This window comes from Bacillus inaquosorum, from assembly GCF_023238325.1.
Taxonomy (GTDB): Bacteria; Bacillota; Bacilli; order Bacillales; family Bacillaceae; genus Bacillus; species Bacillus inaquosorum.
Window position 1 is genome coordinate 1,184,832 of record NZ_CP096592.1, and the last position, 22,422, is coordinate 1,207,253.

A 22,422-nucleotide genomic window follows, 5' to 3' on the forward strand; every position below is an offset into this window, starting at 1 on the left:
AAATAAGGGTACTTCATCCTGGAAAGGAGCAGAATGTTGACTGATCTAACCTTTATTCATGCGGCAGACCTTCATCTTGACAGTCCGTTTTACGGGATATCGCATCTGCCGGAACCGATTTTTGCCCGGATCAAAGAAAGCACGTTTGCAAGCGTGAGACATATAATAGATGCCGCAGTGAGAGAAAACGTTGATTTCATTTTGCTGGCGGGGGACCTGTTTGACGAAGCCAATCGAAGCTTAAAGGCCCAACTTTTTTTAAAAAAACAGTTTGAAAGACTCAGAGAGTGCGGGATTTCAGTTTATGTGATCTTTGGGAACCACGATCATCTGGGCGGGGAGTGGACGCCGATTGAATGGCCGGCGAATGTCCACATTTTTACGTCCGCTGTTCCTGAAGAAAAATCGTTTTATAAGCAAGGCAGGCGCATAGCAAGCATTTACGGCTTCAGCTATCAGGCCAGAGCCGTAACGGAAAACCAAGCCGCCCGCTACCGGAGGTCAACTGATGCGCCGTTTCATATCGGTATGCTTCATGGTACGTTATCGGGATCTGAAGGGCACGATCCGTATTGCCCGTTTACACATGACGATCTCGTAAAAAGCGGGATGGATTATTGGGCGCTTGGCCATATTCATAAACGCCAAATTCTTTCTGCCGGGAACCCGGCAGTCATCTATCCGGGAAACACGCAAGCGCGCCATATGAAGGAGACTGGAGATAAAGGCTATTATCTCGTTCGTGTGACAAACGGAGACATTTCTTATGAATTTCAGAAAGCGCATGATGTCCTGTGGGAAAAAGCCGCAGTTGATGTGACGGAGGCAAAGAATATGACTGCCCTTTTCCAAATGGTTGAGGACGCGTTTTCGAAGCTGCGGATAAAGGGGAGCCCTGTTTGTGTAAAACTCGTATTGCAAGGGCGGGCGCCGGAATGGCTGCTGGAGGCGCCGAGAGGCACTTTGGACGAGCTTCTTGAAGCTTTTCAGGAGCAAGAGGCGGAGGAGGAACACTTCATTTGGCCGCTTTCATTAGAAGATGAGACAGAAAAAGAAACAAACCTTACAAACCTTGACCCTTTTTTCGGCGGTTTATTTGAAGACATTGATGGCGGCGATCTCTCAGATGTGCTGGAAGGGCTTGAGCGTCACCCTGTATATAGAAGGCACGCGGACCGGTTTAGCCAAGAGGAGTTAAAGGAAATAAAAGAGCAGGCACAAATTTTATTGAAAAGACAGCTTAAGGTGCTTGAAACATGAGGCGGTGAAAGCTTTGCGAATTAAATCTTTACATATCTACCATTACGGGAAATTTTCCAATCGGACCTTTCACTTTTCCGCCTCACCTGTCCAATTAATCTACGGATTAAATGAGGCAGGAAAAACGACGATGATGTCATTTATTGAAAGCATGCTGTTCGGTTTTCCGAAAACGAAAAAATATGAACCGAAAACAGGCGGTGTCTACGGCGGTGTTCTTGAAGCTGAACATCCTGAGTATGGGGTGTTGAAGATCGAACGGACGAAAGGGACTGCCGAAAAGCTGAGAGTGTACACAGAAAAGGGCGAAGTGAAGCAGGGAGATTTTTTAAAGCAGCTATTCCAGGGCACGGACAGGGCGCTGTACAAAGCCATTTATTCGTTTGACGTATTCGGGCTGCAGGAAATTCACGCCTTTAATCGGGACAAGATTGGGGAATTTCTGCTGTTTTCCAGCTTGTTTGGCGCCGAGGCCGTATCTAAACTTGATTCAAGACTGGCAAAGGAAAGCGAAAGGCTCTATAAACCAAACGGGCGAAACCCTCAATTGAATCAGGAGCTGGAAACGCTTAAGCAGCTGACAGCGAAGCTCAAACAGGCGGAAGCAGAGGAAGCGGGCTATCATCAGCTTCTTGAGGAAAAAAGAACGCTAGAAGCCCGTCTGGCAGCGGCAGAAACTGAATTAAAAGAGGTAGCAGGACATTTTCGAACGATTGAGGGAGCGATTGAGCTGAAGCCGCTGCTAAATGAAAAAGCGGCGCTGGAACAGGCGATTGCTCAATATCCGGAACAGGCAAGACAATTTCCGGCTGATGGGCTGCATCAGCTGGAAAAGTATGAATCCCATCTTCACCCGAAATCCGCACAGCTTGAGGCGCTTCGGGTGAAGATGGCAGAACTGGATAAGCAGATGCAAAAGCTTAACCCGGATAAAGAAATAGTGGCGAAAGAAACGCTGATACAAGAGCTTTCGGCAGGGTTTCATATGTATCAATCCTGCGGAGAACAGCTCGCCGCCATTCAGGCACAGCTGCGCCAGTCGTCTGCACAGGCAGCGGCCGGGCTGGAACAGCTCAATAAAACGGATGAAAATGAGCTTTTGAATATGAACACGTCATATGACTATGAATGGCAGCTTCAGCAGGCGGTGCAGCAATACGTGCAGGCAAGAGACAGAAAACGGCAGCTTGATGAGACGTTTGAACTTGCCCGGCAAGAGCTGGAAGACGCAGAAAAGGCTGTTCATGCTGCTTCGTCCGCCATCCTTGAAAACAGCCAAAGAAAAGATAAAGAAGCGGCTCTTAAAGCATATGATGAAGCACAGGGGCAGCATCAGGAGCAAGCGAAGCTGAGAGAACAGCTGAAGTTTTTTGAAAGGCAGCAGGCAAAACAGAAAAAGACTGTTATTGCAGCTGGTATGTTGTTCATCGTTCTATTTCTGCTGCTGCAGCAATGGATTCCCGCCATAAGTATCGGCGCTGCTCTTATCGTGTATTGGCTTGCATCAGGGAAAAAAACACCGTCTTCCCGAAACAGCGGGGAGCCGAGACAGCCAATGACGGACATTTCGCCGGCAGAAGCCGAAGCGCTTCGAGAAGCGTTATGGGAGGATGTCCGCAATAAACAGCATCTCATCACACAGCGGGCAGTGCTCCAGCAAAAAGAGACGGCTTATGAAAGGGTCATCCAGCAGTTTGAACAGTGGGAAGCCGATATGGCCCCGTCCTTTACTCAGGTCGAGCGTTTTATGAAGGAGCTCGGATTCAAGGAAGATCCGTCTTTTTTGCTTGATGCTTACAGCTTAATGAAGGATGTCAAAAAAGAAGTGAAGAAAAAGCATGAGCTGACAATTGAAGCGGGACGGCTGAAAAAACACCGGCGCACATTCGAAGAACGCGTCAGCAAGCTTATGTCTGAGAATCATAGTGAGAACATCTCTTTTTCGGACGCCCTTCACACATTGCAAAAAAACGTTGAACGTGAAAAAGAAATCGAGAAGCAAAAAAAGGGAATTGAAACAGATATTCACTATACAAAGGAGCAGCTGCTGGAGCTGGAGCAAGAAATACAGTATTTTCAAGCCCAGATCGAACAGTTATTTGCCACGGCGGCTGCGAAAGACAGAAATGAGTTTTGCGCCATTGCAGACATCAGCAGGAAATTGAAGGATACGGAGATCAAACTTCATCACATAAACGCACAGCTTCAAGGCGGACACCCTGAGGAGATTGAACTGGCGGATTCCAATACGCTTACTGAATTGAAAAACAAGCAATTCGTTGAGAATGAAAGAAAAGAACGGCTGACTGAGGAGATCCAACAGCTTGGGAGTCAAATCGCACTGCTCTTCGTCAAACAGGAACAATTAGAGGCGTCGGGATTGGTCTCAGACCTCAAGCTGCAAACGGAAATGCAAAAAGAGCGTGTCAAAGAAACCGCTAAAAAATGGGCCTCAATACAAATGATCAAACAGGTGATCCGAAACAAATTGGAGCGTCATAAAAAAGTCGAGCTTCCGCGCCTTCTGGAGACCGCCGGAGAATTTTTCCGTCCATTGACTGATGGAAGCTACAAGACGATTTATTTTTCTGAAACGGATGATTCCATTATGGTCATGCATTGTGATGGAACTGTTTATCATGCCGATGAGCTGTCACAAGGGACGTGTGAGCAGCTGTATACAGCGATCCGATTTGCTCTGGCCGTTACACGTCAGGATTGGGCCAGGTTACCGTTCCAGCTTGACGACAGCTTTGTCCATTTTGATCAGGAAAGGCTGAAACGTGTATTAGACGTTCTTTACGATTTATCTGAAGGCGGAAGGCAGATTTTGTATTTTACATGCCATGACCATGTTAAAGATGCATTTCAAAGCAGCCAGATCATCCATTTGGTGTCATAAAAGAGGTTCTATAGCTGTAAATCGGTATGTGATATACTGATATTATGTAAGATACGGAGGGAGCTTTAATAGAATGGCTAAAGGGATTATGCTACATGAGGTTGGCGAACAGGTGGACCAATATCTATTGATTAAATCCTCGACAAAAGGGATTGCAAGCAATGGGAAACCGTTTTTAACGCTGATGCTGCAAGACCAGTCAGGTGATATTGAAGCGAAGCTGTGGGATGCCAAGCAAAGTGATGAAGTGACCTATGCGCCGCAGACGATTGTGAAGGTCGTGGGGGATGTTCATCATTATCGCGGGCGCACCCAGCTGAAGCTGAGAAATATCAGGCCGGTAAGCGAGCATGAAAACGTCAATATTGATGATTTTTTAGAAACCGCACCGATTCCGAAAAATGAAATGATGGATACCATCACTCAATATATATTTGAAATGAAAAATCCGAATATCCAGCGGATCACAAGGTTTTTAGTCAAAAAACACGAAGCTGAATTTATGGATTATCCGGCGGCTACGAAAAACCACCATGAGTTTGTCTCAGGTTTAGCGTATCATGTCGTCTCTATGCTGAATCTGGCGAAATCCATTGCAGATTTATATCCGTCTCTTGACCGTGATCTGCTTTATGCCGGTGTTATCCTGCATGATCTTGGAAAAGTGAAAGAGCTGTCCGGACCTGTTTCCACTTCGTATACGGTCGAAGGCAATTTGCTCGGCCATATTTCGATTATGGTGACAGAGCTGTCAAAAGCGGCTGAGGAGCTTCAAATCGATTCTGAAGAGGTGTTAATTCTTCAGCACTTAATTTTAAGTCACCACGGCAAAGCAGAATGGGGCAGCCCGAAACCGCCGATGGTGAAAGAAGCGGAAATATTACATTATATAGACAACCTGGATGCGAAAATGAATATGATGGACAGAGCGCTTGAGCGCGTGAAGCCAGGCGAGTACACTGAACGTGTATTTGCGCTGGAAAATCGTTCCTTTTATAAACCGACTTTTCACAAATAAACAAAAAAGGACTGATGCTGAAACATTCAGCTCAGTCCTTTTTTATGCGTTATTGCCGCTCATAACTTGTCTCATTCCCGCATATGGTTAAGAATAAAGAATCTATGCAAAAGGGGGAGGAGCCCGTGTTATTTTTTCCATGGTGGGTGTATCTTTGTATTGTAGGCATCATTTTCAGTGCATATAAACTTGTGGCGGCAGCCAAAGAGGAAGAAAAAGTAGACCAGTCCTTTATTGAAAAAGAAGGGCAGATTTATATGGAGAGGATGGAAAAGGAGAGAGAACGCCGCAGTTCTCAGCAGCGTGACGAAGAAAATCCAAACCATTCTATTGCATAAAAAAAGCTGTGCAGCTCAATGAGCGTGCACAGCTTTTTTTTATTATTTAGAACTGTTTGAAGATGAAGAAGTGCTGCTGCTTGTAGAAGATGTATTGAATGTGTCTTTCAGTTCTTTATCTTTTACTTCGATGTCAGCTTTCTTCATGACTTTTTGAACAGCTTCCTGAACGGCATTGCTGTCATTTAGTTTTTGTTCAAGCACTTCAGATTTCAGCTCTTTTTTCATATCTTCGTATTTACCGCGTTCTTCTGTCTTTTTAATGATGTGATAGCCGTATTGTGATTTTACAGGATCACTGACTTCACCTGTTTTTAATTTGAATGCAGCTTTGCTGAATTCAGCCACCATACCGTCTTTTGCGAACCAACCAAGGTCCCCGCCTTTTGAAGCAGAGCTGTCTGTAGAGTATTCTTTCGCAAGGTCTTCAAATTTCTCGCCTTTTTTCAGCTTTTTCTCTACTTCTTCAGCTGTCTTTTTATCAGCGACAAGGATGTGGCTTGCACGGATTTTGCCTTTTAAGCCTTCCCAGTACTCTTTGATATCGGCATCTGTTACTTTGATGTTATCTTTAGCGGCTTTTTGTGTCAGTAATTCATATTTTACTTGCTCTTTAAGGTAATCTTTTCCGTATTGATCTTCGAGGGCAGTATATTGATCGCCAAGCTGTGATTTGTATTCTTTCAGCTTGTTGTCAATTTCTTTATCTGTAACTTTATATTTCTTGTCTAATACTTTTTCTTGCACCAGCTGTGTCAGTACGCTTGCGCCAGCTGTTTTCTTCATGTTTGTGTAAAGCTCGCCTTTTGTTACATCGCCTGCGTCTGTTTTTGCGATGACTTCTTTGTCGCCGCCGCTGCAAGCACTGAGAGCGAGGATGCTTGTAGCGGTAATAGCTGCTATTGCGATTTTCTTCATGGTTTTCAAACACTCCTAATCATTCCAAATTAAATTGCCTATGCGTATCATAACATATTGTGGCTTTCTGTAAAAAGATTTTAAATAAAGGGCATTCGTCTAGTCAAACTTTTGCTGATGACATACTTATATATTGATCAAGAAAAGGAGGTATGTAACATGAGCGGAGGATACTCTAACGGATTCGCGTTGCTCGTAGTACTGTTCATTTTGCTTATCATCGTAGGTGCAGCTTACATCTACTAAGCAGCCCGGGGATCGCTTGCACGATAAGCGATCCTTTATTTTCACTAGCGCCTAATCGTTTCAATCATGAATTGCATAAGATGTAATTGGTAAATAAAGCTTTTTACAGGAGGTGCTTTTCAAGATGGGTGAAGTATTTGCAGGCGGTTTCGCTTTATTGGTTGTTTTGTTCATTTTATTGATTATCATCGGCGCTTCTTGGCTGTACTAATCAAAATAAGAAAGCATAGCTGCTTAATCAGCAGCTATGCTTTCTTTCATATTTACACAGTAAAGGAGATCTCCACAAACGAAGAGATCAGTAAAATTAATATAGATACATTAATAAATCGGAATACCTTATCCTGCCGCTCTTCAGGAATCTCTCTGACAAGGCATAATGTATTGGTGAGCCTGTTTATGAAGTATAAAATAAACATGGCAGCCACGATAAAATAGAATAAAATGATGGGAGATTCCCCCTCTCTCTGAACTGTCCCATATTACATTACCAAATATTTATTAAAAAAGATAGAATGCAAATTGAAAAATCGCCACTAGCGCCAAGGTTTGACTACTTTTCAACAAGAATATCCAAGCCGTCCTCTTCCTGATCAATAAAACAGGCTTTCGGCGCTTGTATCAGCTTGAGAGCCAGCAAAAAGTCAGGCAGACAGTAGCCGGCATGAATGCCCGAAATCATGCAGAAATAATGGGCGTGATTCGGAAATGCCAGCGCGGCGTAAAACAATACAGGCGTAATCAGCAAAAACGGGCTTACGAGCGAAATCAGCATTGTTGTTTTTGGTATTCGTTTCCATGTGCGCATGCGCAATATGTAAAACTTTTTTTCTATTTTTCTTTTTTTGCAGATGATTGGCAGGACATGGATGACTTTATGTGCAAATAAAATAACGACGAGCAAACCGCCAAATAAAGGTACATATTCATCGCTTAAGCTTGTGCCAGGCCGCAGCAGCTCAAATGCTAAAAAGGTAGATATAAAAACCAAAATCATAAAACATACAGCAGTTAATATTATGCGAACGGCACCATAATCCTTCATGAGATTTATGGTCTTCCAGCAATTCATCAAAGTCATCCTTCCATACATCTTGAATAGAATCTCAAAATAATTTACTCCTCCCAAGAGAAAAAATCAATGCTTTTTAAGAAAAAATATCGTGTAGCAGGTATTTTTTTGAAACAAGCAAACAAACTGCGAAATATGGGGTTAGAACTTTCTTCTCAGTGAATTATCAGCTAAAATAAGATTAAAGATAGAAAGAAGTGGTGTGGATGGATTCGATGGATCATCGCATTGAGCGATTAGAATATTACATACAATTATTAGTGAAAACAGTAGATATGGACAGGTACCCCTTCTATGCGCTTCTCATTGATAAAGGGCTGAGCAAGGAAGAAGGGGAAGAGGTTATGAGGATTTGCGATGAATTGTCAGAAGAGTTGGCAACACAAAAAGCGCAAGGATTTGTAACTTTCGATAAGCTCCTTGCGCTTTTTGCCGGACAGCTGAATGAAAAATTGGATGTTCATGAAACGATTTTTGCACTGTATGAGCAGGGGCTTTATCAAGAGCTGATGGAAGTGTTTATCGACATCATGAAGCACTTCGATTAACTGTTTACAGGTTCGAGCTCTTCTGCCGGTTCATCCGCAGCACTGTCCTTTGCTTTTTTCTTCAGTTTTCCGTTTACGCTTTCAAAGTCATTGTCAATATTGGTGAGTGACGTTTCGAAAATTTCCATAAAATCATCGCCGTAGATATGGCGTATCATACACATCATTTCTGCCACTTCAGGGAATTTTCCGAATAAATGATACAGAGGCTGTGACCCTTTAAAAACCGCATTGCGAGTCGGATCAAATTCCTCAAGCAAGCTCCAGAATACCTCAGTGCCTTCCTCTGTCAATTGAACGTATGTGTTCCGTTTATCATTCAGCCGTTTAGAGAACCTTAAATATCCTCGTTCTTCCAGCTTTTTTGAAAAGTTGAATGCGGTTGATACGTGCATGACCCCGAATTTCGCGATTTCAGAAATGGAAGCTCCATTCAATTGATACGCAATCCATAAAATATGATGCTCATTAATATTCAGGTCATACGGTTTGAGCCATTGCTGCCAATCCTTCTCAATTGATTTCCAAAGAGCCTTGCTAAGCTGAGCCATTTTCTGGGTGAAGACCAGAGCCTCTTTCACATCATAGGGCGGTTCCACTCGATTCATTACGTCACCTGCTTCTCTTTTTCTTTTTCTCTATTATGCCAATAAAATAAAGATTAATAAAGATGAAAATTTAAGAATTTTTTAATAAATTCACAATCCATTGCGGTGAGAGGCTTTTTCGGCAAAAAAAAATGCGGGTCCAAGTTTGGCCCGCATTTTTTTCTTTTGAATAGGATATTAGTTTTGTAAGGTTTTCTCCAGCTGTCTGATTTTCTCTTCGATATCAGCGATTTCTTTTTGCAGATCCTGCTGGTGAGGTTTGATCTCTTCCTGCCATTTTTTAATGGACGTTTGAAGCTCGCCGCTTACGTCTTTAATGACATCCGTGCTTTCTTTTGCCGCTTTGATCAGCTGGTCTTTTAATGCAAGCCCGTCTGATTTTAAGCGTTTGATCGTTTCTTCAAAAGAATCATAATTGGTTTTCATTTTTTCACGCAGCTGCTTTCCTGAGGAAGGTGCAGTAAGAAGAACTGCTGCTCCTCCGATGATGCCGCCTACGAATAGTCCTGTTAATAGAGAACGTCCGTCCGCCATTACAATCACCCCGTCTTTTTCTTGAAATAGGATTCATTCAGCATTTTTCATTTTTGTTGAAAGCCTGAACTTCTATACATAGCTTGCTTTATTTTAGCATATTTTTTAAGTGAAAAGGAGGGAGAAGGTTGTCTGTCTTTATGATTGTGTTATCCTGCATCACCCTTGCCTTTGCTTCAGGCGCTGTTTATTATATCAGACTTCTCAGCCAGGCTGCTTCTTATCCGCCCAAGAAGGTTATCCGGCAGAAAGCGCTTGTTTGTTCAACCGGAACCGCCTTTACACTATGTCTTATCTTTTTCACAAAACTCTTCGCTTAAAACATGCTGACATGCTGCGGGCTCTTTGTCGAAAAAACCTCTCCCGGAAGCGGAAGAGGTTTTGGGTGACAATTATTTAGCAGCTTCCATAATACTGGAACGTCTTAAGATGGTTTGCACGATTGGATAAATAATGATCATGGCGATGGTATTCAGCACAGTGGCCGGCAGAACAACAGCCGCGAACAATGCGGTGAAACCGCCAGGCAAACCGACGATCAATAAAGCTGACGTTAAAAATACAATTCCCGATAAGATGGTCCCGATCGCTGTCAGCACTGCGGCTGCACCTGTTTTTTGGCTCCTTCTGAAACAAAGGAACAGGATGAAGAACAGAAACGCTGACACGGGTTTATCGATGATGTTAGGAATCTGTCCGGCTGGGAATGCTGTTGTAAGCGCGGAGATGATTCCAGTCACAATCCCGATGACGAGTACGTTTTGCACCCGCGGGAACAGCAGGATGCCCATGAACATCATGATCAGCATCATATCTGGTTTCATGCCGCCTAAAAAGGGCGGAATAATGGAATGAAGCGCTGCGCCGATTGCGGCAAACAGAGCCATAGTGACTAACTCTTTTGTTTTCATATCTATGCTCTCCTCTGCTAAGCTTTTTGCCCTCCAATAATATGCTCGTCATTTATTGCGAAGGCTTAAAGAATGTGATATGCAAACAGTATACCAAACGAACGGTTTGCATAGCCAGACTTTTTACTCATTTTCCTGCTGGAATTTCTTCATGAACGCAGCTAATTTTTCACAGTCTTCGAGAGATACCGCGTTATAAATAGAAGCGCGGCAGCCTCCTACTGAGCGGTGTCCGCCAAGGCCGACCATTTTTGCTGCTTTTGCTTCCTGAACGAATGTTTTTGTTAATTCGTCATCACGAAGCGTGAAGGTAACATTCATGCGTGAGCGGCTGTCCTTTCTGGCATGCCCTTTATAGAATCCGTTGCTTTCATCAATACAGCTGTAGAGAACCTGAGCTTTTTGTTCATTGCGCTGTTCAACAGCGTCCACACCGCCGTTTTCCTTCAGCCATTCCAGAACAAGGCTCAGCATATAAATCGCAAATGTCGGCGGAGTGTTGTAGAGTGAGTCCGCTTTGACATGCGTTGAATATTTCAGGATTTTTGGAACGTTCGCATTTTCATTTTGCAGCCAAGTTTTTTTCATGATGACAACTGTCACACCGGAAGGGCCGAGGTTCTTTTGAGCGCCTCCGTAGATCACGTCAAACTTGGACACATCGATTTTTCTGCTCAAAATATCGCTGGACATGTCAGCTACGAGCGGAATTGGGGAATTCGGGAATTCCTGCCACTGTGTGCCGAAAATCGTATTGTTGGACGTGATATGTAAATACGCACCGTCTTTTACATCTGAAAGGTCAACCTCCGGAATAAAACTATAATTGTCTGCTTCACTTGTAGCAGTGACAGACGTATTTCCGAACAGCTTCGTTTCTGCCAGTGCTTTTTCAGACCATGCGCCGGTCATCACAAAATGCGCGGTTTTTTCGGGTGTTAAAAAGTTCATCGGAAGCATTGAGAATTGAAGGCTTGCCCCGCCTTGAAGAAACAAAATATCGTAATCTTCCGGGATGCCCATCAGTTCGATTAAAAGGCTTTTCGCTTTTTGGTGCACCGCTTCATACTCTTTGCTGCGGTGGGAAAGCTCCATAACGGACATGCCGGATTCGTTAAAATCAATAAATTCTTTCTGTGCTTTTTGCAGAACTTCCAATGGCAGCGCTGCAGGACCTGCGTTAAAATTCGTTGTACGTTCCATCATGATCTCTCCCTGTTTTCCACGTTAATGTATAAAATAATACAATTATCCTATCACAAAAATTCAGTTTTTTGATAAAAAATTAGAATAATCAAAAGAAATTGACGGATGTTTGCGAAATGTTCACAAATAAAAAAACCTCATCTTATGATGAGGCCAGGCGTTTTGCGATAGAGGAAGAAATGTTCTGCAGATCCTCCGGTTTGTAATCATCAGCATGTGTTTTCCAAACTGCTCCGAATCCGTCTCCTTTTCCGTAGCGCGGGATGATATGCATATGATAATGAAAAACAGATTGTCCTGCTTTTTCGCCGTTATTGTTCAGCGTATTTAAGCCGATTGGTTCAAATTCATCCCGGATGGCACGGGCGATTTTCGGAACGGCGTGAAAATATTGTTTTGCTAATTCATCCGTAAATTCATACACATTTTCGATATGTGTTTTCGGAATGACAAGCGTGTGTCCCTTTGTCACTTGGCTGATATCAAGGAAGGCCAGCACATGTTCATCTTCATACACCTTTGCGGACGGAATGTCGCCGGCGATAATTTTACAAAAGATACAATTCTCTGCACTATGCATGAGGGTTCCTCCTTATGAAATTGTTTAGTATGTATACACTCATCGTACCACAGAAATGCAGAAAATAGAAAACAGGATGAACGGCGAGCGTTCACCCTGAATGCAGAGGAAGAGCTTATATGAAGAAAATGTGATATGCCTTTGGTAAGCACCTCATTTGTCAATAAAATGAAGACTTGTTTAATGCCTAACGATTCCCTGCGATAAACACCTCATTTGACAATTTGCTTCATAGATGAAGAATTCATCAATTCAGTGAAGAGAAATGGTTTGAGCATTGGACATGTTTATTTTCTATCCAACTGTATCTAAGACGTCTTTGACAAACACCTCATTTTTCAGTTGATATGCTTTTCCTCTACGACCATTATGATGTCCAGAAAACTGTCTCTTTATGACAGCAAATTCATCATTTGTTAAAAGGGAATTGTTTCAAATCAGGCCTTGTTTTTGGTACTATGAAGAAAAACAATATAAGGGGAGAAACTATGTCTCTGCTATCGGTAAAAGACTTAACCGGCGGATATACAAGAAATCCGGTTTTAAAAAATGTATCATTCACCCTTGAACCGAATCAAATTGTCGGCTTAATCGGGCTGAACGGTGCGGGTAAAAGTACAACAATCAGACATATTATCGGGCTGATGGACCCGCACAAAGGATCGATCGAATTAAACGGGAAAACCTTTGCTGAGGATCCGGAAGGCTACCGCTCACAATTCACCTATATACCTGAAACACCTGTTTTATATGAAGAGCTGACGCTGATGGAGCACCTTGAATTAACAGCCATGGCATACGGCCTGTCAAAAGAAACGATGGAGAAAAGGCTGCCGGCGCTTTTAAAGGAATTCCGAATGGAAAAGAGGCTGAAGTGGTTCCCGGCTCATTTTTCCAAAGGAATGAAGCAGAAGGTTATGATTATGTGCGCATTTTTGGCAGAGCCCGCGCTCTACATTATTGATGAGCCTTTTCTAGGGCTTGATCCGCTTGCGATTAACGCACTGCTTGAGCGAATGAATGAAGCGAAAAAAAGCGGGGCGAGCGTCCTGATGTCAACACACATTTTGGCAACGGCAGAACGCTATTGTGATTCGTTTATTATTTTACATAACGGCGAGGTGCGGGCGCGCGGCACGCTGTCCGAGCTGAGAGAGCAGTTTGGAATGAAGGACGCGGCGCTGGACGATTTGTATCTTGAGCTTACAAAGGAAGACGCTGGCCATGAATAATATGCTTGATATTTGGCAGTCGCGGCTGCAGGAGCATATCAAAGAAACAAGAACGTACATGAAATATATGCTCAATGATCACCTTGTCATTGTTTTGATCTTTTTTCTCGCGGGCGCTGCAAGCTGGTACAGCAAATGGATACGGGACATTCCCGCTCACTTTCCGTCCTTCTGGGTGATGGCCGTATTGTTTTCGCTCGTGTTGACAAGCTCTTATGTGCGGACGCTTTTGAAGGAGGCTGACCTTGTCTTCTTATTGCCGCTTGAAGCGAAAATGGAGCCTTACTTGAAGCAGGCGTTTGTCTACAGCTATGTGTCTCAGCTGTTTCCGCTGATTGCACTGAGCATCGTTGCGATGCCGCTTTATTTTGCTGTCGCACCGGGAGCTTCGCTCGCATCGTATGCGGCAGTATTTGCACAGCTTTTGCTTCTGAAAGCGTGGAATCAGGTGATGGAATGGCGTACGACCTTCCAGAATGACCGAGGCATGAAACGGATGGATGTGATCATTCGCTTTGCGGCGAATACGCTTGTTCTTTATTTTGTGCTCCAATCTGTTTATATGTATGCGCTTGTGGTCTATGTCATTATGGCTGCTCTTTATCTGTATATGTCTTCCTCAGCAAAACGGAAAACGTTTAAATGGGAGAGCCATATTGAGTCCGAATTGAGACGGAAGCAGCGTTTCTATCGGATTGCCAACCTGTTCACTGACGTGCCGCATTTGCGAAAGCAAGCGAAACGGAGAGCCTACCTCGACTTTTTGCTGCGGCTCGTGCCGTTTGAACAGCGCAAAACGTTTGCCTACATGTTCACCCGCGCCTTTTTGCGTTCAAGTGATTATTTGGGCATTCTCGTCAGATTAACGGTCATTTTCGCGCTGATTATTATGTATGTGTCGGCAAGCCCGCTCATTGCAGGGGTTTTGACTGTGTTTACCATTTTCATTACGGGCGTTCAGCTTCTGCCGCTGTTCGGCCATTTTGACCATCTGGCGCTTCAAGAGCTTTACCCTGTGACAAAAGAAACGAAGCTGAAAAGCTATTTCTCTCTATTAAAAACTGTACTTATCGTTCAAGCGCTGCTGATGTCTGCTGCATCTGCCTATGCTGCCGGCATGACAGGTTTTCTGTACGCGCTAATCGGTTCTGCCGTTCTGATTTTTGTTGTTCTGCCGTCTTATATGACAACCAGACTGAAAAAACATGGCAAGCTGTGAGCTTGAAAAAGGGGTAGGTCAAATGACAGACAATCAGCTGCTGATGCAGGAAGCCCTTCAATGGAAAATGCATTTTTTGCGAAAGGATTCCATGTTTGAACGCTTTTCGAAGCGTGTGCAAACGAAGGTGAATGAGCGGATTCCTGAAAAAATCCATACGGTTGTCACCGAGAGCGTGAAAAAAATGGTGGAAGCGACGATGGCCGGCTCCAATATTATCACCTATAAGAAGGATACAAGCACACTGTCGCTCAGTGAAAAAAACGAACTGGCGAAAAAAACAATTGTTTCTTATCAGAAGGTGGCAGCTGCTGAGGGAGTCGGCACCGGAGCAGGCGGCATTTTTTTAGGCATTGCCGATTTCCCGCTGCTGCTTTCGATTAAGATGAAGTGTTTATTTACTTTATCCTCAATTTATGGCTTTGATGTGAAGGATGCACAAGAAAGAATGTTCTTGCTGCTCGTGTTTCAGCTTGCGTTTTCGAGTGATGACTGCCGCAAATCGCTTTTTTCTGTCATTGAAAATTGGGAGACGGAGAAAAAGAGCATCGACTGGAGAGTGTTCCAGCAGGAATATCGCGATTATATCGACGTCGTGAAGCTTTTTCAGCTTTTGCCGGGAGTAGGAGCGGCAGTCGGCGGTATTGCCAATTATAAGCTGCTTGCTCAGCTTGGCGAGACGGCAAGACACGTTTTTCATCTGAGAATAGTAAAGGAAACAGCCGGAGAATAAACACTCCGGCTGTTTTTTATAGCATATGATATGTGATCGCGGCACCCGCAAGCACCTTGGCCGCTGTCAGCATTGCTTTTTCATTGATGTCAAATTTCGGATGATGGTGGGAATAGACTCGTTCTGGCTGTTCAGGAGCGGCACCTGTAAAGAAAAAAGTGCCTTTGACGTTTTGTAAGTAATAAGCAAAATCCTCACCGCCCATTTGCGGTTCACCGTCAATGACGTGCTGAACGCCCTCAATGTTCTTTGCGATGCTGACCAAGTGGCTTGTTTCTGCAGGATGGTTCACAACTGCCGGATAGCCCCGTTCATAGTTGTACTCATAGGACGCGCCGTGCATGGTGCACACTCCTTTTACAACTGCTTCAATTTCTTTCTCCAGCATGCTGCGGACATTTTCGTCAAAAGAACGCGCTGTGCCAATAAGTACCGCTTGGTCTGCGATAACATTAAACGGGTTGTCGGCGATGAAAGAGCCTGTCGAAATAACGGCGGATTGAATCGGATTGACTTTGCGGCTGACAATGTGCTGCAAAGAGGAAACGATTTGCGAGCCGATCAGGACGGCGTCTTTTGTATCATGCGGATGAGCGCCGTGTCCGCCCTTCCCGTGAATGTTGATCGTAAATCGGTCTGCCGCCGCCATCACGGCGCCGGGGCGGCAGAGAATGGTTCCGAGCGGCTCAGTCGCCCAAAGATGCGTGCCGAATATCACATCCGCGTTTTCGAGACAGCCGTCATCAATCATTGGCTTTGCGCCTCCCGGATAATATTCTTCCGCATGCTGGTGGATCATCACAAACGTTCCCTTCAGCTCATGTCTGTTTTGGTGAAGGACCTTCGCCACTGCGAGAAGAGCTGCCGTATGGCCGTCATGGCCGCATGCGTGCATGACACCTGGTACCTTGGAAGCGTAAGGAACATCTTTTTCATCTTGAATGGGGAGGGCGTCAAAGTCGGCCCGCAAAGCGACGGTAGGGCCGGGTTCGCTTCCTTCTATATATGCTAAAACCCCTCTGCCGCCGACATTCGTGCGGATCGGAACTCCTAACGATTCATAATAGGAAGCAATAAAGGCGGCGGTTTTTTCTTCTTGAAACGAAAGCTCAGGATACATATGAAAATGGCGCCTGATCTCGACCATTTCTTCAAAACAGCTGTCGAGCTGTTTGTTAATCTCTTTCTGCAGTGTGGATATGGACAAAGCCGCTTCCCCCTTTTCTATGCTTTTCCATGATTGTATAGAAAAAGTCTGAATATTTCAACTTGCTTTCAAAGCAGAACCATGGCTGCGATGGTTGTCACTGAAAGGCCAATCACGACGGGGATAAAGTTTTTTCTGGCAAGCTCAAAAGGATCGACCTTGCAAATGGCAGCTGCGGGAATCAGCGCCCATGGGACCAGTGTTCCGCCGCCCACCCAGATGGCAGATATTTGACCGAGTGCGGTCAGAACGGCTGGATCAGCATGAAGAGCGGACGAAAAGAGCTTGGCGATAGAGCCGGCGAGAGAAATACCTGAAAACCCTGATCCGTCTAGGCCGGTTATGGCCCCAGCTGCAGTTAAGGCAGCGGCGGCAAGCTCCTTTGACATGGGCATCGTATGGGATAAAGCGATGCCAAGATCATTGACAATTCCGTGGGAACCTTTAGGGAGTGAAGTGCCCAGTATGGTTTCAAAGCCTGAGTCACCAAGGTAGAAGAAAGCGGCAATCGGGATGACGGGGCCGAAAACCTTAAAGCCGAACTGGAATCCATCAATAAAATAGCCAGTGATTTTCTCAAGTTCTTTTTGCTTATACACGAGAAAATGAACGATCATGAGGATGCAGATCGCAGACCCGCCAATTAACGCGGTCGCATTATTTCCCTGAAGGTTAAACAAGAGCATGCAGGCGATATCAGCAAGAAAGACAAGCGGAATCAAAAGAGCCAGTGTGGATCGCAGACGTTTTGGCAAGTACAGCGAGGTGTTTTGTTCCTCAGAAAGTACGGGGGTAAAAAAAACTGGACGTAACTGTTTTTTGCGTTCGCGCTGAATCATGAGAAATGCCGCAGTCGTTGTGGTCACGCCCATAATGAGCACAAGAGGAATGCTGGCCGAAACGACATCACCGACTGGAATGCCTGCTGCATCTGCTGTCAGCTTTGGTGCCGCCTGAATGACAAAATCTCCTGACAGGGCAAAACCGTGGCCGAATAAGTTCATGGCCATGGCGGAGGCAATAGGCGGCAAACCGGCGCGGGCGGCTGCCGGAAGCAGGACGGCGCCGATCAAAGCGACACCTGGAGAAGGCCAGAAGAAGAGAGAAATGGCGAACATCAGGCCGCCAATCAGCCAGTAGGCGATTACAGGACCTTTCACAAGGCGTATAAAGGGAGAAATCATCGCTTCATTTATCCCTGTTTTCGTTAACAAATCACTCATCGAAACGATAAAGCAAATGATGAAAATCGTGGGCAGCAGTTCGCCAGCCGCGTAGATAAAGCTGTGGAATAAACTGCTGACAGAAGCTGAAAGTGAATGGCTGGCCCATAATGATATGATAAAAATGCCGAATAAGGAAATAAAGGTCGTATCTTTCCGCAGCAGCATAAATAGGATAATCGCCCCGATAAAAAACACATAAAGAACATGGACAGACAAAATCCCGATTTCCATCATTGATCACTCCTTCCGCTTCCTACAGATTATTCATAGGCGGGCGGAAGGTGCCGGGACAGAAGGCAGGGTTATGATGGAAGATGAACATTGATCTGTTTTAGCTGTTCAATCAAATGATGCTGCAACACTCTGTTCGCTTTTTGCTGATGTTCTGGGAAGCATTCAGGAGAAAAAATGACGCTCCCATCAGCAAGCCAGTTTTTTCTGTAGGCGACGATGCTTTCCGATGGCTCGAAATATGAACCATCCTCGCGCTGCATGTCGTAATCGTCAAATCCGAACTGAAAACCGCAGCACGGGCAGATTTCATAAGAATGATTCCCTTCCTTATCATATGCCGGTTCAGCCAGTCCCTTAAACCCGCAGATTGGGCAAGTATACTTCATTTTGCTTTCCTCCAATAAATAAGCTGCCGGACATGCCGGCAGCTATTCGACAGCGAAATATGTGGTGACATACGAAGGCCGGGAGAAGATTGACGTTGTGTCAACTCCGGCAGACGTGCCGCGTTTTTTGTGGGCTTCTTTGTATGAATCTGACTGCTGCCAGTCTTGAAAGGCTCTTTCGGTTTCCCACATGGTCAGAATGACATAGGTGTCACTGTCAAGCGGACGCAGTACGCGAATCGCTTCAAAACCAGGCTCGTTTTCGACTTTTCCCGCTCTGTTTTTAAATCTGTTTTCAAACAGCGGACGTCCTTCCTGAGTGACGGCAATATTGTTCAATACTGCAAAACCGGGATGCTTCATCTCTCCGACTTGGTCAATGACTTCATAAGCGTGGGGTGCCTGGAACACCGTATCTCCGTTTGTTTCGTGGATCAAAATCGCGTTTTCCTGTCCCTGCATCAAAAGGATGTTTTCTGAAGGATGCTTCTTTACGATCGTTTTTAAAAAAACGGCTGTCCCATATGTAATATAAACCTTCATATCAGCCACCTCCTGCTTGCTAGTATATCAAAACAATGGTATAAGTTTCTATTGGCGAGTGCTTCGAACATAATTCCAAACAATTTTTCCCATACTACCTTTAGAAAGGCGAGGTGAGTTTATGTTTAAGGTAAAGAAAAAGAAACTATTTATACCGATCATTATTTTAGTGTTAACTGCTTTTCTCGCTTTAATAGGATATATTTCAATTATTTTTCTCGGGCATTATGTCATAGATGAAAAGAAGCTGATTCTTCATGCCTCTTCTAAAATTGTGGATCAAAACGGAGATGAGGTTGCAAGCCTGTATACAGAAAATCGTGAGCCGGTCTCGATCAATGAGATTCCGAAGCAGGTCAGAGAAGCGTTTATCGCTGTTGAGGATAAACGGTTCTATGAGCATCACGGCATTGATGTGAAATCTGTCGGAAGGGCAGTGTACCGCGATATATTAGCAGGCGGAAAGGTGGAAGGCGGAAGCACGATCACCCAGCAGCTTGCCAAAAATATTTTTCTGACACATGACAAAACGTTTTTAAGAAAAACAAAAGAAGTGATCATTGCGATCAACCTTGAACGGGATTACAGCAAGGACAAGCTGCTGGAAATGTATTTGAATCAGCTTTACTTCGGACATGGGGTCTACGGCATACAAGCGGCATCCCACTATTATTTTAATAAAGAAGTAAAAGATTTGACTGTATCTGAAGGGGCGGTTTTGGCCGCTATTCCGAAGGCGCCTTCTACGTATTCTCCTGTTTTGCATCCTGATAAAAATAAGGAGCGGCGTGATACGATTCTCGGCATGATGAATGACCAAGGCTACATCAGTGCGAAAGACGCTGTCAGCGCGCAGGGCCGAACGCTTGGGCTGCACGTAAAGAAACAGTCGGAAACACCCTGGTTTGACAGCTATATTGACCTTGTGATTGAAGAGGCGGAGGACAAGTACTCCATTTCCGGAGAGCAGCTCCTTCAAGGCGGATACACGATCAAGGTGCCGCTTGATTCCAAGCTGCAGAAGACGGCTTATCAGGTGATGAAGCAGGGAAGCTATTATCCTGGAACAGATCAAAATGCTGAAGGAAGCGCGGTCTTTATCAATAACAAGACAGGCGGTGTGGAAGCGGCGATCGGCGGAAGAGATTACACATCCAAAGGATATAACCGCGTCACAGCTGTCCGCCAGCCGGGTTCCACATTTAAGCCGCTTGCAGTATACGGACCGGCGATGCAGGAAAAGAAATTTAAGCCATATTCTCTATTGAAGGATGAACTGCAATCCTACGGAGATTATACGCCTAAAAACTATGACAGCCGGTATGAGGGCGAAGTGACCATGTCTGACGCCATTACGTACAGCAAAAACGCGCCGGCTGTCTGGACGCTGAATGAGATCGGCGTCGAAACAGGAAAATCTTATTTGAAAGCAAACGGCATTGATATCCCTGATGAAGGCCTTGCCCTCGCTCTCGGCGGCTTGGAAAAAGGCGTTTCACCGCTTCAGCTTGCCGGCGCGTTCCATACATTTGCAGCGAATGGAATGTATACTGAGCCGTACTTTATTTCTAGCATAATGGATGAAGACGGAGAAACAATTGCCGATCATAAAGAAGAAGGAAAGCGGGTATTCAGCAAGCAGACGTCCTGGAATATGACAAGAATGCTGCAGCAGGTGGTCAAAAAGGGAACGGCCACGTCCGGCACCTATCACGGAGACCTGGCGGGAAAAACCGGTTCCACGTCTTATACAGGCGTCTCTGGCGCGACAAAGGACGCCTGGTTTGCCGGCTATACGCCGAAAATAACCGGAGCTATCTGGATGGGCTATGACAAAACGGATCAAAACCATTATTTAAAAGGCGGCAGCGCGTATCCGACGAGACTGTTTAAGGATATTTTGACACAGGCAGGAGAAACCGGTTCTGTGTTTACAAAGCCTAAAAACGTCAAAGAACTGGAAAGCCCGATTGAGCTGGAGCCGGTCAAAACACTGACAGCGGATTACACATTTAAAGCTGCGGGACTGTTTACCATTGAATTAAAATGGAATGCCCAAGAGGATGATCGGGCTGTATACAGAATTTATGTAAATAAGGACGGCAAGGAGACGCTTCTTGATTCAGTTGAAGGAAAGGGAAGCTATGAAATCCCTTATGCCAACTTGTTTTCGGGCGCTTCTTATAAAATTGTGCCTTATAATATACAGACAAAAAGAGAAGGGGAAGGAACCGATTACGTTCAGCCTAAATTGTTTTCCTCTTAATGGAATTCGGCGATTTTTTGAACTTTGAGCCTCATTTCTATACCATTTGCCCAAAACGAGGTATAGTGTAATAAGTCAAGAAATACGAACGTATGGTTGCAGTATGAAAGGTGGAAATCAGATGAGTAAACGAGAAACGTTTAACGAGACGTTTTTAAAAGCTGCACGGGGAGAAAAAGCGGATCACACGCCTGTATGGTATATGAGACAAGCGGGGCGCTCACAGCCGGAATACCGTAAGCTGAAGGAAAAATACGGATTGTTTGACATTACACATCAGCCCGAACTTTGTGCCTATGTCACAAGACTGCCGGTTGAGCAATACGGTGTCGATGCTGCAATCCTTTATAAAGATATCATGACTCCGCTGCCGTCAATCGGTGTGGATGTTGAAATCAAAAACGGGATCGGGCCTGTGATTGATCAGCCGATCCGGTCTCTGGCGGACATTGAAAAACTCGGCCAGATTGATCCGGAACAGGACGTGCCGTACGTGCTTGAGACGATTAAACTGCTTGTCAATGAACAGCTGAACGTCCCGCTCATCGGTTTCTCAGGTGCGCCTTTTACATTGGCTAGCTATATGATCGAAGGCGGTCCGTCTAAAAATTACAATAAAACAAAAGCCTTCATGTACAGCATGCCGGATGCATGGAATCTGCTGATGTCCAAGCTTGCCGACATGGTAATCGTGTACGTGAAAGCGCAGATTAAGGCAGGCGCAAAGGCGATTCAAATCTTTGATTCGTGGGTCGGCGCGCTGAATCAGGCAGATTACAGAACATACATCAAACCCGTAATGAACCGGATTTTTTCAGAGCTTGCGGAGGAGAATGTGCCGCTGATTATGTTTGGCGTCGGTGCAAGCCATCTGGCAGGTGATTGGCATGACCTTCCGCTCGATGTGGTCGGGCTCGATTGGAGACTCAGCATTGATGAAGCCAGATCAAAAGGCATCACCAAAACAGTGCAGGGCAACCTAGACCCGTCCATTTTGCTTGCGCCATGGGAAGTCATTGAGAAGAAAACGACGGAAATACTTGATCAGGGCATGAAATCGGACAGCTTCATTTTCAACCTTGGACACGGAGTATTTCCTGACGTCAGTCCTGAGGTTTTGAAAAAACTGACAGCATTTGTCCATAAATATTCACAAAACAAAAAAATGGGTCAATATTCCTAAGCATATCTTTTGGTATCATGATGATATCCTGTCAAAATGTTTGTATCAGATC

Annotated in this window: 23 protein-coding genes and 1 pseudogene; 13 read left to right on the plus strand and 11 right to left on the minus strand. The window is 44.8% G+C overall.

Going from position 1 to position 22,422, the window contains the following annotated elements:
- Positions 1 to 33: 33 nt before the first annotated feature.
- From M1M80_RS05655 to yhaL, 4 genes are all read left to right on the plus strand, one after another.
- The gene (locus M1M80_RS05655) at positions 34 to 1,260 is read left to right on the plus strand and encodes a metallophosphoesterase family protein (RefSeq protein ID WP_060398286.1); all 1,227 of its coding nucleotides are present in this window, start codon (positions 34 to 36) and stop codon (positions 1,258 to 1,260) included.
- A 4-nt stretch (positions 1,261 to 1,264) separates the two neighbouring features.
- Positions 1,265 to 4,162, plus strand: a complete 2,898-nt coding sequence (locus M1M80_RS05660; protein ID WP_080429089.1) for an ATP-binding protein — start codon at positions 1,265 to 1,267, stop codon at positions 4,160 to 4,162.
- A 73-nt stretch (positions 4,163 to 4,235) separates the two neighbouring features.
- Positions 4,236 to 5,180, plus strand: coding sequence for a 3'-5' exoribonuclease YhaM (yhaM, locus tag M1M80_RS05665; RefSeq protein WP_019257939.1), 945 nt, complete (start codon positions 4,236 to 4,238; stop codon positions 5,178 to 5,180).
- A 125-nt stretch (positions 5,181 to 5,305) separates the two neighbouring features.
- Positions 5,306 to 5,518 (plus strand): sporulation protein YhaL, encoded by a 213-nt coding sequence (gene yhaL, locus M1M80_RS05670; protein ID WP_019257940.1) that lies wholly within the window; start codon positions 5,306 to 5,308, stop codon positions 5,516 to 5,518.
- A gap of 42 nt (positions 5,519 to 5,560) precedes the next feature.
- Here the strand turns inward: yhaL and prsA are convergent, their stop codons facing one another.
- Positions 5,561 to 6,436, minus strand: coding sequence for a peptidylprolyl isomerase PrsA (gene prsA, locus M1M80_RS05675; RefSeq protein WP_060398287.1), 876 nt, complete (start codon positions 6,434 to 6,436; stop codon positions 5,561 to 5,563).
- A 159-nt stretch (positions 6,437 to 6,595) separates the two neighbouring features.
- Here prsA and yhzE1 point away from each other — a divergent pair, with 159 nt between their 5' ends.
- Both yhzE1 and yhzE2 read left to right on the plus strand, forming a co-directional pair.
- On the plus strand, positions 6,596 to 6,682 hold the full coding sequence (gene yhzE1 / locus M1M80_RS05680; protein WP_003327753.1) for a sporulation protein YhzE1: 87 nt from the start codon (positions 6,596 to 6,598) through the stop codon (positions 6,680 to 6,682).
- A gap of 124 nt (positions 6,683 to 6,806) precedes the next feature.
- Positions 6,807 to 6,893 (plus strand): sporulation protein YhzE2, encoded by an 87-nt coding sequence (yhzE2, locus tag M1M80_RS05685; protein WP_003155248.1) that lies wholly within the window; start codon positions 6,807 to 6,809, stop codon positions 6,891 to 6,893.
- A gap of 342 nt (positions 6,894 to 7,235) precedes the next feature.
- On the opposite strand, the gene M1M80_RS05690 is transcribed toward yhzE2, so the two are convergent.
- Positions 7,236 to 7,754 carry a DUF3267 domain-containing protein gene (locus M1M80_RS05690; RefSeq protein WP_060398288.1) on the minus strand — a complete coding sequence of 173 codons (519 nt, stop codon included), beginning with the start codon at positions 7,752 to 7,754 and terminating at the stop codon, positions 7,236 to 7,238.
- A gap of 206 nt (positions 7,755 to 7,960) precedes the next feature.
- Between M1M80_RS05690 and M1M80_RS05695 the strand changes: the two genes are divergently transcribed.
- Positions 7,961 to 8,302, plus strand: coding sequence for a YhaI family protein (locus M1M80_RS05695; RefSeq protein WP_003239502.1), 342 nt, complete (start codon positions 7,961 to 7,963; stop codon positions 8,300 to 8,302).
- On the opposite strand, the gene M1M80_RS05700 is transcribed toward M1M80_RS05695, so the two are convergent.
- Positions 8,299 to 8,910 (minus strand): HTH-type transcriptional regulator Hpr, encoded by a 612-nt coding sequence (locus M1M80_RS05700; protein WP_003239501.1) that lies wholly within the window; start codon positions 8,908 to 8,910, stop codon positions 8,299 to 8,301. The genes M1M80_RS05695 and M1M80_RS05700 overlap by 4 nt on opposite strands.
- Positions 8,911 to 9,087: 177 nt before the next feature.
- Entirely contained in the window at positions 9,088 to 9,444 is a 357-nt protein-coding gene (locus M1M80_RS05705; protein ID WP_003239500.1) for a YtxH domain-containing protein, read from the minus strand.
- 128 nt (positions 9,445 to 9,572) lie between these two features.
- Between M1M80_RS05705 and yhzF the strand changes: the two genes are divergently transcribed.
- Positions 9,573 to 9,764 (plus strand): membrane protein YhzF, encoded by a 192-nt coding sequence (yhzF, locus tag M1M80_RS05710; RefSeq protein ID WP_003239499.1) that lies wholly within the window; start codon positions 9,573 to 9,575, stop codon positions 9,762 to 9,764.
- Between the two features lie 72 nt (positions 9,765 to 9,836).
- Here yhzF and M1M80_RS05715 read toward each other — a convergent pair whose 3' ends face one another.
- From M1M80_RS05715 to M1M80_RS05725, 3 genes are all read right to left on the minus strand, one after another.
- Positions 9,837 to 10,355: a tryptophan transporter gene (locus tag M1M80_RS05715; RefSeq protein WP_060398289.1), complete on the minus strand. Its 519-nt coding sequence runs from the start codon at positions 10,353 to 10,355 to the stop codon at positions 9,837 to 9,839.
- Between the two features lie 123 nt (positions 10,356 to 10,478).
- Positions 10,479 to 11,558 carry a 3-phosphoserine/phosphohydroxythreonine transaminase gene (gene serC / locus M1M80_RS05720; protein ID WP_060398290.1) on the minus strand — a complete coding sequence of 360 codons (1,080 nt, stop codon included), beginning with the start codon at positions 11,556 to 11,558 and terminating at the stop codon, positions 10,479 to 10,481.
- Positions 11,559 to 11,703: 145 nt separating this feature from the next.
- Complete coding sequence (locus tag M1M80_RS05725; protein WP_003239494.1) at positions 11,704 to 12,141, minus strand: HIT family protein; 438 nt, start codon at positions 12,139 to 12,141, stop codon at positions 11,704 to 11,706.
- 488 nt (positions 12,142 to 12,629) lie between these two features.
- Between M1M80_RS05725 and ecsA the strand changes: the two genes are divergently transcribed.
- The 3 genes from ecsA to M1M80_RS05740 are packed head-to-tail and all read left to right on the plus strand — an operon-like array spanning position 12,630 to position 15,325.
- Positions 12,630 to 13,373: an ABC transporter ATP-binding protein EcsA gene (gene ecsA, locus M1M80_RS05730; RefSeq protein WP_060398291.1), complete on the plus strand. Its 744-nt coding sequence runs from the start codon at positions 12,630 to 12,632 to the stop codon at positions 13,371 to 13,373.
- The gene (gene ecsB / locus M1M80_RS05735; protein ID WP_060398292.1) at positions 13,366 to 14,592 is read left to right on the plus strand and encodes an ABC transporter permease EcsB; all 1,227 of its coding nucleotides are present in this window, start codon (positions 13,366 to 13,368) and stop codon (positions 14,590 to 14,592) included. The genes ecsA and ecsB overlap by 8 nt, the downstream gene beginning before the upstream one ends.
- A 22-nt stretch (positions 14,593 to 14,614) precedes the next feature.
- On the plus strand, positions 14,615 to 15,325 hold the full coding sequence (locus tag M1M80_RS05740; RefSeq protein WP_003239491.1) for an EcsC family protein: 711 nt from the start codon (positions 14,615 to 14,617) through the stop codon (positions 15,323 to 15,325).
- 16 nt (positions 15,326 to 15,341) lie between these two features.
- Here the strand turns inward: M1M80_RS05740 and sndC are convergent, their stop codons facing one another.
- The 4 genes and pseudogenes from sndC to hmoB all read right to left on the minus strand — a co-directional run bounded on the left by sndC (position 15,342) and on the right by hmoB (position 18,921).
- Positions 15,342 to 16,532 (minus strand): N-acetyl amino acid acetylase SndC, encoded by a 1,191-nt coding sequence (gene sndC, locus M1M80_RS05745; RefSeq protein ID WP_060398293.1) that lies wholly within the window; start codon positions 16,530 to 16,532, stop codon positions 15,342 to 15,344.
- Between the two features lie 68 nt (positions 16,533 to 16,600).
- Positions 16,601 to 17,992, minus strand: a complete 1,392-nt coding sequence (locus tag M1M80_RS05750; protein ID WP_080428985.1) for a hypothetical protein — start codon at positions 17,990 to 17,992, stop codon at positions 16,601 to 16,603.
- A gap of 68 nt (positions 17,993 to 18,060) precedes the next feature.
- A pseudogene (locus M1M80_RS05755) lies at positions 18,061 to 18,378 on the minus strand (hypothetical protein).
- Between the two features lie 42 nt (positions 18,379 to 18,420).
- Entirely contained in the window at positions 18,421 to 18,921 is a 501-nt protein-coding gene (gene hmoB, locus M1M80_RS05760) for a heme-degrading oxygenase HmoB (RefSeq protein WP_060398296.1), read from the minus strand.
- Between the two features lie 121 nt (positions 18,922 to 19,042).
- Between hmoB and M1M80_RS05765 the strand changes: the two genes are divergently transcribed.
- Together M1M80_RS05765 and hemE are read left to right on the plus strand one after the other, a co-directional pair.
- Positions 19,043 to 21,187 carry a transglycosylase domain-containing protein gene (locus M1M80_RS05765; RefSeq protein ID WP_060398297.1) on the plus strand — a complete coding sequence of 715 codons (2,145 nt, stop codon included), beginning with the start codon at positions 19,043 to 19,045 and terminating at the stop codon, positions 21,185 to 21,187.
- Between the two features lie 121 nt (positions 21,188 to 21,308).
- The gene (gene hemE / locus M1M80_RS05770; protein ID WP_060398298.1) at positions 21,309 to 22,370 is read left to right on the plus strand and encodes a uroporphyrinogen decarboxylase; all 1,062 of its coding nucleotides are present in this window, start codon (positions 21,309 to 21,311) and stop codon (positions 22,368 to 22,370) included.
- The last annotated feature ends 52 nt before the right edge of the window (positions 22,371 to 22,422 follow it).